Genomic DNA, 13,701 nt, shown 5'->3' with positions numbered 1-13,701 from the left:
GTCGAGTTTTGCGGCAGGCCAAAGGCCGCCGCCCGAGGAGATAGCATGATCGTTCGTCCCGTACGCAGCAGCGATTTACCTGCGCTGATCGAGTTGGCGCGCAGCACCGGCACCGGCCTGACCACCTTGCCGGCCAACGAGGAGCGCCTGTCGCACCGGGTCGGCTGGGCTGAGAAGACGTTCCGTGGCGAAGCTGAGCGCGGTGACGCAGACTACTTGTTCGTGCTGGAAAACGACGAAGGTGTGGTGGTCGGTATTTCTGCCATCGCCGGTGCCGTCGGCTTGCGTGAGCCTTGGTACAACTACCGGGTGGGCCTGACGGTCAGTGCCTCTCAAGAGTTGAACATCTATCGCGAGATCCCCACGCTGTTTCTGGCCAACGACCTGACCGGCAACTCCGAACTGTGCTCGTTGTTCCTGCGTAGCGACTACCGCACCGGGCTCAATGGTCGCCTGCTGGCCAAGGCACGCCTGTTGTTCATCGCCGAGTTTGCCGAGCTGTTCGGCAACAAGATCATCGCCGAAATGCGGGGCATGTCGGATGAGCAAGGACGCTCGCCGTTCTGGGAAAGCCTGGGGCGACATTTCTTCAAGATGGAATTCAGCCAGGCGGATTACCTGACTGGTGTTGGTAACAAGGCGTTCATCGCTGAGCTGATGCCCAAGTTTCCGCTTTACACCTGCTTCCTTTCCGAAGCCGCGCGCGGCGTGATCGGTCGTGTGCATACCGACACCGAGCCAGCCTTGGCGATGCTCAAAAGCGAAGGCTTCAGCTATCAGGGCTATGTCGACATTTTCGACGCAGGCCCAGCGGTAGAGTGCGAAACCAGCAAGATTCGTGCGGTGCACGACAGCCAGGCGCTGGTGCTGGCGGTCGGCACGCCTGGTGACGATGCCACGCCGTTCATCATTCATAACCGTAAGCGCGAAGAGTGCCGCATTACTGCAGCACCAGCGCGTCTGGCGGCCGGTACCCTGGTGGTTGATCCGTTGACCGCAAAACGCCTGCGCCTCAGTGCTGGTGATCAGGTGCGTGCTGTGCCGCTGTCTGCCGCCCGGGAGGCCAAGTAATGACGACTCACTATATCGCCGGCAATTGGCAGGCAGGGCAGGGCGAAGCGCTGCAGTCGCTGGATCCGGTCAGCCAGAACGTCATCTGGGAAGGCCAGGGTGCTAATGCCGCTCAAGTCGACACCGCCGTTCAGGCAGCGCGTCAGGCCTTTGCTGGTTGGGCCCTGCAATCGCTGGAGGCGCGCATCAGTGTGCTTGAAGCCTTTGCGGCAGCGCTCAAGGCCAACGCTGATGCCTTGGCTCATTGCATCGGTGAAGAGACCGGTAAGCCGCTGTGGGAAGCCGCTACCGAAGTAACCAGCATGGTCAACAAGGTAGCCATCTCGGTGCAGAGCTACCGTGAGCGCACCGGTGAGAAAAGCGGCCCGCTGGCCGATGCCACTGCAGTGCTGCGGCACAAACCGCATGGCGTGGTAGCCGTATTTGGCCCTTACAACTTCCCGGGGCACCTGCCAAACGGCCACATCGTTCCGGCCCTGCTGGCCGGTAACACGGTAGTGTTCAAGCCGAGCGAGCTGACCCCGAAAGTCGCCGAGCTGACCGTCAAGTGCTGGATTGAGGCTGGCCTGCCAGCGGGCGTACTGAACCTGGTTCAGGGGGCACGGGAAACCGGTGTGGCGCTGGCCGCCAACCCGGGTATCGACGGTTTGTTCTTCACCGGCTCCAGCCGTACCGGCAACTTGTTGCATCAACAGTTTGCCGGCCGTCCGGACAAGATCCTGGCGCTGGAAATGGGCGGCAACAACCCGCTGGTGGTTGATGAAGTCAAAGATTTGGATGCCGCGGTCTACACCATCATTCAGTCGGCTTTCATTTCCGCCGGGCAGCGTTGTACCTGTGCCCGTCGTCTGTTGGTGCCGCAAGGTGCCTGGGGCGATGCGCTGCTCAAGCGCCTGGTAGAGGTGTGCAATAACATTTCTGTGGGCGCCTTCAATCAACAGCCTGCACCCTTCATGGGTTCGGTGATTTCGTTGGCAGCGGCCAAGGCCCTGCTGGATGCGCAGGCGCAGTTGCTGGCCAACGGCGGCGTGTCGTTGCTGGCAATGACCCAGCCGCAAGCCACTGCAGCATTGCTGACGCCAGGTATCGTTGATGTAACGGCAGTAGCCGATCGCCCGGACGAAGAGTTCTTTGGCCCACTGCTGCAGGTCATTCGTTACAGCGATTTCGATGCGGCCATCGCCGAAGCCAACAATACCCAGTACGGCCTGGCTGCCGGCCTGTTGTCGGACTCGCATGCTCGCTACCAGTACTTCTGGCTGCAAAGCCGTGCCGGCATCGTCAACTGGAACAAACAGCTGACCGGCGCTGCCAGCAGTGCGCCCTTTGGCGGTGTGGGTGCCAGCGGCAACCACCGTGCCAGCGCCTATTACGCGGCCGACTATTGCGCTTACCCGGTAGCCTCGCTGGAGACCGCCAGCCTGACCCTGCCTGCCACGCTGACGCCAGGCGTCGCCCTATAACAAAAGGTCCACGGAGCCTTGCCGATGAAATCGTTTGAAGTGAATTTTGATGGTCTGGTGGGACCGACGCATAACTACGGCGGGCTGTCCTACGGCAACGTTGCGTCGCAAAGCAACAGCCAGCAGGGGTCCAACCCGCGCGAAGCTGCGCGTCAGGGCCTGGCGAAGATGAAAGCGTTGATGGAAATGGGCTTTCAGCAAGGCGTGCTGGCGCCGCAGGAGCGCCCGGATGTAGGCGCGTTGCGCCGCCTGGGCTTCTCCGGCAGCGATGCCGAGGTGATTCAGCGCGCGGCCAAAGAAGCCATGCCGTTGCTGGTCGCCAGTTGCTCGGCGTCGAGCATGTGGGTGGCCAACGCCGCGACGGTCAGCCCAAGTGCCGATACCGCCGACGGCCGTGTGCATTTCACCGCTGCCAACCTCAATTGCAAGTATCACCGCAGCATCGAGCATCCCACCACCAGCCGCGTGCTGGGCGCGATGTTCGCTGACAACAAGCACTTTGCCCATCACGCGGCGTTGCCTGCGGTGGCGCAGTTCGGTGATGAAGGTGCGGCCAACCACACACGTTTCTGCCGTAGTTACGGCGAGGCGGGGGTAGAGTTCTTCGTCTATGGCCGCAGTGCCTTCGACACCCGTTATCCGGCGCCGCAGAAGTACCCGGCGCGCCAGACCCTTGAGGCTTCCCAAGCCGTCGCTCGCTTGCATGGCCTGAGCGAAGAGGGCGTGGTCTATGCTCAGCAGAACCCTGCGGTAATTGACCAAGGAGTGTTTCACAACGATGTGATCGCAGTGGGCAATGGCGAAGTGCTGTTCTACCACGAAGATGCCTTCCTTGAGACCGAGGCGATGCTTGGCCAACTGCAAGCTAAACTGGCTAAACGGGGCGGCAACTTCAAGGCGATCTGTGTGCCGCGCTCGGCTGTCACGGTAGAGGATGCGGTGCGTTCTTACCTGTTCAACAGCCAACTGTTGTCCCGTGCCGATAGTTCGATGCTGCTGATCGTGCCGGAAGAGTGCCGCAACAACGAGCGGGTCTGGGCCTATCTGTCGACCTTGACCGCTTCGGGCGGCCCGGTCGCTGAGGTTAAAGTCTTCGACCTCAAGCAGAGCATGCAGAACGGTGGTGGCCCGGCGTGCCTGCGGTTGCGCGTCGCACTCAATGAAACTGAACTGGCAGCGGTCAATCCAGGGGTTATCATGACGGCGTCGCTGTACGACACCCTGACCCAGTGGGTCGACAAGCACTACCGCGACCGCCTGAGCGAATCCGACCTGGCGGATCCGCAATTGTTGCTGGAGTGTCGCACGGCACTGGATGAACTGACCCAGATCCTCAAACTGGGTTCGGTCTATCCGTTCCAACTCCAACCTTGAGAGAGAATTCGACTATGTCCGACGCCCTGCAGCTGATCCTTGAAGATGACGATGGTACCCAGCTGGAAACTTCCTGCACCCGCTTTGCGGTGGTCTGGCAAGGCAAGGAGGTATGGATTCAGCAGGATGGCCGTGGTCAGCTGTTGATCGGCGTCGACGTCGAAGAAGACGACACCGAATACGCCAACCTCTTGCTGCGCCCGCTGGCCACTAACCTGGTCAGCCTGCAGCTGGAAATGGAACCGGCCGATGCCGGCGACGATGACGATCACGTCCATGGTCCTGACTGCGGCCACCATCACTAAGGAATAGCCTATGCTCGCCCTCGGCAAACTGCTCGAACTGACCCTGGCCGGTCGTGAACCGGCAGAGAAGACCCAGTTGACTGTCGAAGGCGTGCGCATGCGCTGGCTGGGTGAGGGCGCACTTGAAGTGCGTCCTCCTGAAGCGCGCGACAATGGCATGGACCTGCTGCTGTCGGCGGGTATTCACGGCAATGAAACCGCGCCCATCGAGCTGCTCGATGAGTTGCTGCATGGCATTGCCAACCGGGAAATTAAACCGCGGGCGCGGATCCTGTTTCTGTTTGGCAATCCCGAGGCCATCCGCAAGGGAGAGCGTTACGTCGAGCAGGACGTCAACCGCCTGTTCAACGGTCGGCATGAGCTGTCCAGTGGCTCGGAAGCGTTGCGCGCTTGTGAGCTGGAGCGTTTGGCCACCACCTTTTTCAGTGTTGCCGGGCGTACCCGGTTGCACTATGACCTGCATACCGCCATTCGTGGTTCGAAGATCGAGCAGTTCGCTTTGTATCCGTTCAAGGAAGGCCGCCAGCATTCGCGCCGTGAACTAGCGCGCCTGCGCGCAGCAGGAATGGAAGCGGTACTGTTGCAGAGCAAACCCTCGGTGACCTTCACCGCATTCACCTATGAACAGCTGGAAGCTGAAGCCTTTACCCTGGAACTGGGTAAGGCGCGGCCTTTCGGGCAGAACGCGCAGGTAAACCTTGATCGCCTGAAAGAGCGTCTGACACAAATCATCGAAGGTGCCGAGCCTGACGAACCCGAGGCGCTGGATGGCTTGCAGCTGTTTAGCGTCGCCCGCGAGATCATCAAGCACAGTGACAGCTTCCACCTGCACTTGCCGGCGGACATCGAGAACTTTTCCGAGTTGTCCAAGGGCTATCTGCTCGCCGAAGACCTGAGCAGCACGCGCTGGATTGTCGAGGAAGAGGGCGCGCGCATCATTTTCCCAAACCCTAAGGTCAAGAACGGCTTGCGCGCGGGTATTCTGGTCGTACCAACCACACCAGACCAACTGGCCTGAATCAATTCTGTGGGAGCGGGCTTGCCCCGCGATCGCGATCTGTCAGTTACACCGTATCGCGGGGCAAGCCCGTTCCCACAGCAAGCCTTAGCCTACGCGCTTCTGCGGCAGCTCGTTGCGACGCAGGGCGCGCAGTTTCTGCAGGGTATCGGCACAGGTTTTCGCAGCCTCGGCACCTTTGACCAGGAAGTGCTCAAAGTAGAAGTTCTGATGTTCATCACCGGCGTGGAAATGGTGCGGGGTCAGCACCGCCGAGAACACCGGCACTTCGGTTTCCAGTTGCACCTGCATCAGGCCGCTGATCACTGACTGGGCAACAAACTCATGGCGGTACAGGCCGCCATCGACCACCAGGCCTGCGGCAACAATGCCGGCATAGCGACCGCTGCGAGCCAGCAGCTTGGCGTGCAAAGGGATTTCGAAGGCGCCACCGACTTCAAAGAAGTCGATATCGCTGGCCTGATAGCCCAACACTTCCATTTCCTCGACGAAGGCTTTGCGTGCTTGATCGACAATATCCTTGTGCCAGCAGGCCTGGATAAAAGCGATGCGCTCGTGGGAAGGGTTTTTGCTATCGATAGCGGTAGGTTGCATTGAAACGGACTCCTGTTTGTATGAGAAACAGGGCATCTGGATCGAAAGGGATTTCGCTGCGCAGGTGCGCAACGACAGGCACAGGCGTGCCTATCCCGTTCTCTCTTTATCCGGACTATGACCGTCGGCCCCGGAATCACACCGGGTCTGCTGACCTTGCAAGGCAGGCTTGCAAGCGCTCGCGGGCTATGCGCACTGTGCGCAATTACCGCCGGTGGGGAATTGCACCCCGCCCTGAGAACGTTGCCACCGTAGGTCGGCGGCGGAGAATTATTAGCACATATGTGGAACAAACGTATAGGCTGCTAACGATTTTTTTGCGGATGAATGGCATTTCATCCGGGAGGCCTTGCCAATTTGACGCTGGAACCTCAGTAATAGTGCATCGGCCAAATGTCGAAGACCGTCCAATTGACGGTTTCTATAGCATAAACACACTGCATCCAAGCCTAAGGCCCGATATAATGCGGCCCTTTGCCGTCGTTTCGTCAATTTGACGCAGCATTTGCCTTCAGGCCGCCGTTTCCGTGGAAGAACCTATGAAAAGCGCAGAAATCCGTGAAGCCTTCCTTCGCTTCTTCGAAGAGCAGGGACACACCCGAGTTGCCTCCAGCTCCTTGATTCCGGGCAACGACCCGACCCTGCTGTTCACTAACGCGGGGATGAACCAGTTCAAAGATTGCTTCCTTGGCCAGGAAAAGCGCGCCTACACCCGTGCGACCAGCAGCCAGAAGTGTGTGCGCGCCGGTGGCAAGAACAGCGACCTGGAAAACGTCGGCTACACCGCCCGCCACCACACGTTCTTCGAAATGCTGGGCAACTTCAGCTTCGGTGACTACTTCAAGAAAGACGCCATCACCTACGCCTGGACCTTCCTGACCAAGGTGCTGAACCTGCCAGAAGAAAAGCTCTGGGTTACTGTCTATGCCAGCGATGACGAGGCTTACGACATCTGGACCCAGGAAATCGGCGTTCCGGCCGAGCGTATGGTGCGTATCGGCGACAACAAGGGCGCGCCTTACGCTTCCGACAACTTCTGGACCATGGGTGATACCGGTCCGTGCGGTCCTTGCACCGAGATCTTCTACGACCACGGCCCGGACATCTGGGGCGGCCCGCCCGGCTCGCCGGAAGAAGACGGTGACCGTTACATCGAGATCTGGAACAACGTATTCATGCAGTTCAACCGCACCGCTGATGGTGTGCTGCACCCGCTGCCAGCGCCGTCGGTCGATACCGGTATGGGCCTGGAGCGCATCAGTGCGGTCATGCAGCACGTGCACTCGAACTACGAGATCGATCTGTTCCGCAGCCTGCTCGACGCTTCTGCCGCCGCTATCGGCTGCAAGAACGAAGAGCAGTCCTCGCTCAAAGTGGTGTCTGACCACATCCGTTCCTGTGGCTTCCTGATTGCCGACGGCGTGCTGCCGTCCAACGAAGGCCGCGGTTATGTACTGCGCCGCATCATTCGTCGTGCCTGCCGTCACGGCAACAAGCTGGGCGCTACCGGCAGTTTCTTCTACAAGATCGTCGCGGCGCTGGTCGCCGAGATGGGCGAAGCCTTCCCGGAACTGACCCAACAGCAGGCCAACATCGAGCGCGTGCTCAAGGCCGAAGAAGAGCAGTTCGCCAAGACCCTGGAGCAGGGCCTGAAGATCCTCGAGCAAGACCTGGCCGAGCTCAAGGGCACCGTGGTGCCGGGTGACGTGGTGTTCAAGTTGTACGACACCTACGGCTTCCCGATGGACCTGACTGCCGACATCGCCCGTGAACGTGAGTTGACCATCGACGAAGCAGGCTTCGAGCGTGAAATGGAAGCGCAGCGTGAGCGCGCCCGTTCCGCCAGCGCTTTCGGCCTGGACTACAACACCCTGGTCAAGGTCGATGTGGCCACCGAGTTCACCGGTTACACCAGCACCGAAGGCGAAGCGAGCATCGTTGCGCTGTACAAAGACGGCAAAGTCGTCGAGCAGCTGGCTGAAGGCGAGCAGGGCGTTGTGATCCTTGATCGCACACCGTTCTACGCCGAATCCGGTGGCCAGGTGGGTGACACTGGTTACCTGCAGGCTGGCAACGTGCGTTTCGACGTGCGTGACACCACTAAAACCGGTGGCGCATTCCTGCACCACGGCGTGGTCGCCAGTGGCACCCTGGTGGTCGGTTCCAAGGTGAATGCCAAGGTCGATGCTGATGTCCAGCACGCCACGTCGCTGAACCACTCCGCCACTCACCTGCTGCACGCTGCGTTGCGTCAGGTGCTGGGCGATCACGTACAACAGAAAGGCTCGCTGGTCGATAGCCAGCGTCTGCGTTTCGACTTCAGTCACTTCGAAGCGGTCAAGCCGGAGCAGCTCAAGGCTCTGGAAGACATCGTCAACCGCGAAGTGCGCAAGAACTCCGAGGTGCAAACCGAAGAGACCGATATCGACACCGCCAAGCAGAAGGGCGCGATGGCGCTGTTCGGCGAGAAATACGGCGACAGCGTGCGCGTGCTGAGCATGGGCGGTGACTTCTCCGTCGAGCTGTGCGGTGGTATCCACGCCAAGCGTACCGGTGATATCGGCCTGCTCAAGATCATCAGCGAGGGTGGTGTGGCTTCCGGCGTGCGCCGTATCGAAGCGGTCACTGGTGAAGCAGCACTGGCTTACCTCAACGCTGCCGAAGAGCAACTTAAAGAGGCGGCGCAGCTGGTCAAGGGCAGTCGCGACAACCTGATCGACAAACTGTCGGCCGTGCTGGAGCGCAACCGTCAGCTGGAAAAACAGCTGGAGCAATTGCAGGCCAAGGCTGCCAGTGCCGCCGGTGACGACCTGTCCAACGCGGCGGTTGACGTCAAAGGCGTCAAGGTCCTGGCTGCACGCCTGGACGGCCAGGATGGCAAGGCGCTGCTGGCGCTGGTCGATCAACTGAAGAACAAACTCGGCCGCGCAGTGATCCTGCTCGGCAGTGTCCATGAGGAAAAGGTCGTGCTGGTTGCCGGTGTGACCAAAGACCTGACTGGCCAACTCAAAGCCGGTGATTTGATGAAGCAAGCCGCTGCCGCAGTGGGTGGTAAAGGTGGTGGTCGTCCAGACATGGCGCAAGGTGGTGGCGTTGACACCGCTGCGCTGGACAACGCACTGGCCCTGACCGTGCCATTCGTGGAGCAGGGCGTTTAAGGCGCCATTTGGCCCGTCGTCTAGTGGCGGGCCATGGTGTCGTTTGAATGTTTATTGGGTGCCCTTCATGGGCTGAGGCGGCTTTGAAATGGCGTTGATCGTACAGAAATTTGGCGGCACTTCAGTCGGCACGGTCGAGCGAATCGAACAGGTTGCCGACAAGGTCAAGAAATTCCGCGAGGCCGGCGATGACCTGGTGGTTGTGCTGTCGGCGATGAGTGGCGAAACCAATCGCCTGATCGATCTGGCCAAGCAGATCAGCGATCAGCCAGTTCCGCGTGAGCTGGATGTGATCGTGTCCACTGGTGAGCAGGTAACCATTGCCTTGCTGGCCATGGCGCTGATGAAGCGCGGCATTCCTGCGGTGTCCTACACCGGTAACCAGGTTCGTATCCTCACAGATAGCGCGCACAACAAGGCGCGTATTCTGCAGATCGACGATCAGAAGATCCGTGCTGATATCAAGGCCGGGCGTGTGGTTGTAGTAGCTGGCTTCCAGGGTGTTGACGAGCACGGCAACATCACCACGCTTGGTCGTGGTGGTTCCGACACCACCGGTGTTGCCCTGGCGGCCGCATTGAAGGCTGACGAATGCCAGATATACACCGACGTCGATGGGGTCTATACCACCGATCCGCGCGTGGTATCGCAGGCACAGCGCCTGGACAAGATCACCTTCGAAGAGATGCTGGAAATGGCCAGCCTCGGTTCCAAGGTATTGCAGATCCGTGCCGTCGAGTTCGCCGGCAAGTACAACGTTCCGCTGCGCGTGCTGCACAGCTTCCAGGAGGGTCCGGGTACCCTCATTACTATTGATGAAGAGGAATCCATGGAACAGCCGATCATTTCCGGCATCGCCTTCAATCGCGATGAAGCCAAGCTGACCATTCGTGGCGTACCGGATACTCCGGGCGTTGCCTTCAAGATCCTCGGCCCGATCAGCGCCGCGAACATTGAAGTCGATATGATCGTGCAGAACGTTTCGCACGATAACACCACCGACTTCACCTTCACCGTGCATCGCAACGACTACGACAAGGCCCACAAGGTCCTGGGCAAAACCGCTGAAGAGCTCAATGCTCGCGAAGTGGTTGGTGACACCAACATCGCCAAGGTCTCGATCGTTGGCGTCGGCATGCGTTCGCACGCTGGTGTTGCCAGCCGCATGTTCGAAGCACTGGCTAAAGAAAGCATCAACATCCAGATGATCTCTACCTCCGAAATCAAGGTTTCGGTGGTGATCGAAGAGAAGTACCTGGAGCTTGCGGTGCGCGCCCTGCACACTGCGTTCGAACTGGACGCCCCTGCCCGTCAAGGCGAGTAAGGCGTTGCCTCAAGGGCGCGGCTAAGCCGCGCCCTTCGCGTTTCTGGCTGGTGTGAGAAAGCTGTCGTTTTGCCCGCGCTAGTCAATACTTAGGCATAGGTCGATAGCCGTCATGGGCTAAAGGCTCAAGCCCTTATTTTTGCAGACTGTTATCCCTGAACTGAATTTCGTGAGGAGAAAGATATGTTGATTCTGACTCGCCGGAGCACCGAGAGCCTGATTATTGGCGACGGCGAAATCACTGTGACTGTGCTCGGCGTCAAAGGAAACCAGGTGCGAATCGGCGTAAATGCCCCTAAAGAAGTGGCCGTTCACCGTGAGGAAATCTACCGTCGAATCCAGAAAGAGAAGGACGAAGAACCAAGCCATTAATTTTTATCGATTTTTTTTCAAAAAAGAGTTTGCAAACGGGGAAAGCTCTGGTTATTATACGCCCCGTGTTGCGGAGAGGTGGCCGAGTGGCCGAAGGCGCTCCCCTGCTAAGGGAGTATACCTCACAAGGGTATCGGGGGTTCGAATCCCCCCTTCTCCGCCATTATTCATGTAGGACGCTGTAATCTGCCTGAATCGCGTAAGTCGTTGAAATTAAACGAAAAAGTGGTTGGCAAAAAGATTTAGCGGTCTATAATGCGCGGCAACAAATGCACTCATAGCTCAGCTGGATAGAGTACTCGGCTACGAACCGAGCGGTCGGAGGTTCGAATCCTCCTGAGTGCACCATACGACGAGGCGGTTTTCTTAAAGAAAGTTGCTTCAGCTTCAACCAGAGGTGATCTGGTCCATCAAGCGCCAACCCTGCACTCATAGCTCAGCTGGATAGAGTACTCGGCTACGAACCGAGCGGTCGGAGGTTCGAATCCTCCTGAGTGCACCATACGACGAAGCAGTTTTCTTAATGAAAGTTGCTTCAGCTTCAACCAGAGGTGACCTGGTCCATCAAGCGCCAACCCTGCACTCATAGCTCAGCTGGATAGAGTACTCGGCTACGAACCGAGCGGTCGGAGGTTCGAATCCTCCTGAGTGCACCATACAACAGAAAGCCCGCCTATTAAGGCGGGCTTTTTGCTTTCCGGCGTTCTATCTTTTTCTTACTGACATGTGTTTTTTTTACCGTGGTAACCGTCGCACTGATAGCGGCAGAGGTTGTCATAACAATGTCGCGCAAACGATTGTTCTAACCACGATTTTTTCAGCACCCTGACAGCTCAAGCGGTGTATGATTGCGCCCGTCAGCCCCGCCGGGGCTTGTGGAATACCACCATGGACTTACCCAGTAGTTACTCAATAGCAAGTTTTGCCAATCAAGATCTGACTGATTGATTCTCCCGGCGTGCTCCGCTGCTGGGAGTGGAGTTCGCCTATGACTGAAATCGAAGCAAAAAAGACGCAAGAGAGCTTGCAGGATCGCCTGGCTCAGGTGGTCGAGCTGCTGCAGCGTCAGCGTGTGGTCGAAGACCTGACCCACCGCCAGGAAGGTCACCACCACGACCTGGTTGAAAACCTCGTTCACCGCCAGAACCTCGTCGAGCTGCAGCGCAAGCTTGATGATCTGCACTCTGCCGACGTTGCCTACATTCTCGAGGCCTTGCCGCTGGATGATCGTCTGACCGTCTGGCAGTTGGTCAAGGCCGAGCGCGACGGCGACATCCTCCTGGAAGTATCCGACTCAGTTCGGGAAACCTTGATCGCCGACATGGACGATCACGAGCTGCTTGCCGCCGCCAAGGAGATGGACGCTGACGAGCTGGCCGACCTGGCACCTGAGTTGCCGCGTGACGTTGTCCATGAGTTGATGGAAACCCTCGATGCCCAGCAGCGTGAGCGTGTTCGCTCCGCACTGAGCTATGACGAGGAGCAAGTCGGTGCGCTGATGGACTTCGAGATGGTGACCATCCGTGAAGACGTCAGCCTGGAAGTGGTTCTGCGCTACCTGCGTCGTCTCAAAGAGCTACCAGGCCATACCGACAAGCTGTTCGTAGTCGATTACGACGGCATTCTCAAGGGCGTATTGCCGATCAAGCGCCTGCTGGTCAATGACCCGGAGAAGAAAGTCGCTGAAGTCATGGCTGATGACCCGGTAGTGTTCCACCCGGAAGAAGACGCTTACGACGCTGCTCAGGCCTTTGAGCGTTATGACTTGGTTTCGGCGCCAGTGATCGACAAGAACGATCGCTTGATCGGTCGTTTGACCATCGACGAGATGGTCGACCTGATTCGTGAAGAAAGCGAGACCGAAGTGCTGAACATGGCCGGTCTGCGCGAAGAGGAAGACATCTTTGCTTCGGTCTGGCGTTCGTTGCGCAACCGTTGGGCGTGGCTGGCAATCAACCTGATTACCGCCTTCGTGGCGTCCCGGGTGATCGGCCTGTTCGAGGGCTCGATCGAGAAGTTGGTAGCGCTGGCGGCGCTGATGCCTATCGTGGCGGGTATTGGGGGCAACTCCGGTAACCAGACCATCACCATGATCGTTCGTGCCATGGCGCTCGATCAGGTCAGCCCTGGTAATACCTCACGGCTGATGCGCAAGGAGCTAGCAGTCGCCTTGATCAACGGCCTGGTGTGGGGTGGTGTAATCGGTGCGGTGGCGTATCTGCTGTATGGCAGTTGGTCGCTGGGTGTGGTGATGACCGCAGCAATGACCCTTAACCTGTTGCTCGCAGCGTTGATGGGGGTATTGATTCCCATGACCTTGGCGCGCCTGGGGCGTGATCCGGCCATGGGTGCCAGCGTGATGATCACCGCCATGACCGACAGTGGCGGGTTTTTCATCTTCCTGGGCCTGGCGACCATCTTCCTGTTGTAAGTGCCAGGGTCCAAACGCAAAAAAAGCCAGCGAAAGCTGGCTTTTTTATTCGGGCGGGCAGGGCTCAGGAAGCGTCTGCGGCCATCTCGACATCGTGAGCGATCAGAGCCACCAAGGCGTTCTGCTGGCGGTGTGAAAGTTGGCGAAAGCGTTGCAACAGTTCGCGCTCGTGCAGCGACAGCTCCGGGCTGTCGAGGCGCATGCTCAGCTCATCACCCAGAGCTCCTTCCTGGATCAGGCTCTGTTCCAGGCGGGCGATGATTTCCGAGTTCATGCTGCGGTGATGATGGCGCGCTACCTCGGCGATGCGCTCACGCATTCCGTCGGGGAGGCGGACGACGAATTTGTCAGCGGTGCGGCTTGAGTAAACAGCCTGTTTCATTGGGCGCATATAATTGACCGGTTGTAGTTCAGGGGAAGCGGTTCTCGAAATTGGCCGCACGATCTCAGTACGACCATCACGGCGACAAAATGTTCAACCTGAATTGTGAATGAGGTGTACATCATGCCTCATTGTCGCCGGTTCCTTGGCGTCAATTCTGTGACAAATATTGAGCCGTGTGAAGGCTTTTTGCCAGTACCAATTATCAG

11 protein-coding genes, 4 tRNA genes and 1 riboswitch are annotated in these 13,701 nt (G+C 58.6%); of the genes, 13 read left to right on the top strand and 2 right to left on the bottom strand.

Annotated elements, in window-relative coordinates:
- Positions 1–45 precede the first annotated feature (45 nt).
- Genes astA through astE form a run of 5 tightly spaced genes read left to right on the top strand, consistent with a single transcriptional unit; the run spans position 46 to position 5,231 of the window.
- The gene (gene astA / locus E1573_RS25760) at positions 46–1,071 is read left to right on the top strand and encodes an arginine N-succinyltransferase (RefSeq protein ID WP_133217356.1); all 1,026 of its coding nucleotides are present in this window, start codon (positions 46–48) and stop codon (positions 1,069–1,071) included.
- Positions 1,071–2,534, top strand: a complete 1,464-nt coding sequence (gene astD, locus E1573_RS25755) for a succinylglutamate-semialdehyde dehydrogenase (protein WP_133217355.1) — start codon at positions 1,071–1,073, stop codon at positions 2,532–2,534. The genes astA and astD overlap by 1 nt, the downstream gene beginning before the upstream one ends.
- 24 nt (positions 2,535–2,558) lie before the next feature.
- Entirely contained in the window at positions 2,559–3,908 is a 1,350-nt protein-coding gene (gene astB / locus E1573_RS25750) for an N-succinylarginine dihydrolase (RefSeq protein WP_133217354.1), read from the top strand.
- A 14-nt stretch (positions 3,909–3,922) separates the two neighbouring features.
- Positions 3,923–4,213 carry a topoisomerase II gene (locus E1573_RS25745; protein ID WP_010226660.1) on the top strand — a complete coding sequence of 97 codons (291 nt, stop codon included), beginning with the start codon at positions 3,923–3,925 and terminating at the stop codon, positions 4,211–4,213.
- Between the two features lie 10 nt (positions 4,214–4,223).
- Positions 4,224–5,231: a succinylglutamate desuccinylase gene (astE, locus tag E1573_RS25740; protein ID WP_133217353.1), complete on the top strand. Its 1,008-nt coding sequence runs from the start codon at positions 4,224–4,226 to the stop codon at positions 5,229–5,231.
- 87 nt (positions 5,232–5,318) lie between these two features.
- On the opposite strand, the gene E1573_RS25735 is transcribed toward astE, so the two are convergent.
- On the bottom strand, positions 5,319–5,825 hold the full coding sequence (locus E1573_RS25735) for a 6,7-dimethyl-8-ribityllumazine synthase (protein WP_133217352.1): 507 nt from the start codon (positions 5,823–5,825) through the stop codon (positions 5,319–5,321).
- A 93-nt stretch (positions 5,826–5,918) separates the two neighbouring features.
- A riboswitch (FMN riboswitch) is annotated at positions 5,919–6,071 on the bottom strand.
- A 293-nt stretch (positions 6,072–6,364) separates the two neighbouring features.
- Here E1573_RS25735 and alaS point away from each other — a divergent pair.
- From alaS to mgtE, 8 genes are all read left to right on the top strand, one after another.
- Positions 6,365–8,983 (top strand): alanine--tRNA ligase, encoded by a 2,619-nt coding sequence (gene alaS, locus E1573_RS25730; protein ID WP_133217351.1) that lies wholly within the window; start codon positions 6,365–6,367, stop codon positions 8,981–8,983.
- 88 nt (positions 8,984–9,071) lie between these two features.
- The gene (locus E1573_RS25725; RefSeq protein WP_133217350.1) at positions 9,072–10,307 is read left to right on the top strand and encodes an aspartate kinase; all 1,236 of its coding nucleotides are present in this window, start codon (positions 9,072–9,074) and stop codon (positions 10,305–10,307) included.
- A 183-nt stretch (positions 10,308–10,490) separates the two neighbouring features.
- Positions 10,491–10,679, top strand: a complete 189-nt coding sequence (gene csrA, locus E1573_RS25720) for a carbon storage regulator CsrA (RefSeq protein WP_133217349.1) — start codon at positions 10,491–10,493, stop codon at positions 10,677–10,679.
- Positions 10,680–10,751: 72 nt separating this feature from the next.
- Positions 10,752–10,842 (top strand) — tRNA-Ser (locus E1573_RS25715).
- A gap of 108 nt (positions 10,843–10,950) precedes the next feature.
- A tRNA-Arg gene (locus tag E1573_RS25710) sits at positions 10,951–11,027 on the top strand.
- Positions 11,028–11,104: 77 nt separating this feature from the next.
- Positions 11,105–11,181, top strand: a tRNA-Arg gene (locus tag E1573_RS25705).
- Positions 11,182–11,258: 77 nt separating this feature from the next.
- Positions 11,259–11,335 (top strand) — tRNA-Arg (locus E1573_RS25700).
- Between the two features lie 332 nt (positions 11,336–11,667).
- A complete protein-coding gene (gene mgtE, locus E1573_RS25695; RefSeq protein WP_133217348.1) occupies positions 11,668–13,110 on the top strand; it encodes a magnesium transporter in 1,443 nt (480 codons plus the stop codon).
- Between the two features lie 64 nt (positions 13,111–13,174).
- Here the strand turns inward: mgtE and E1573_RS25690 are convergent, their stop codons facing one another.
- The gene (locus tag E1573_RS25690; RefSeq protein WP_038616878.1) at positions 13,175–13,501 is read right to left on the bottom strand and encodes an Arc family DNA-binding protein; all 327 of its coding nucleotides are present in this window, start codon (positions 13,499–13,501) and stop codon (positions 13,175–13,177) included.
- Between the last annotated feature and the right edge of the window lie 200 nt (positions 13,502–13,701).

Source organism: Pseudomonas sp. H9 (genome assembly GCF_004353925.1).
Classification (GTDB): Bacteria; Pseudomonadota; Gammaproteobacteria; order Pseudomonadales; family Pseudomonadaceae; genus Aquipseudomonas.
Note: the sequence above shows the minus strand (reverse complement) of the source record. Positions and strands in the feature narration are given on the sequence as shown.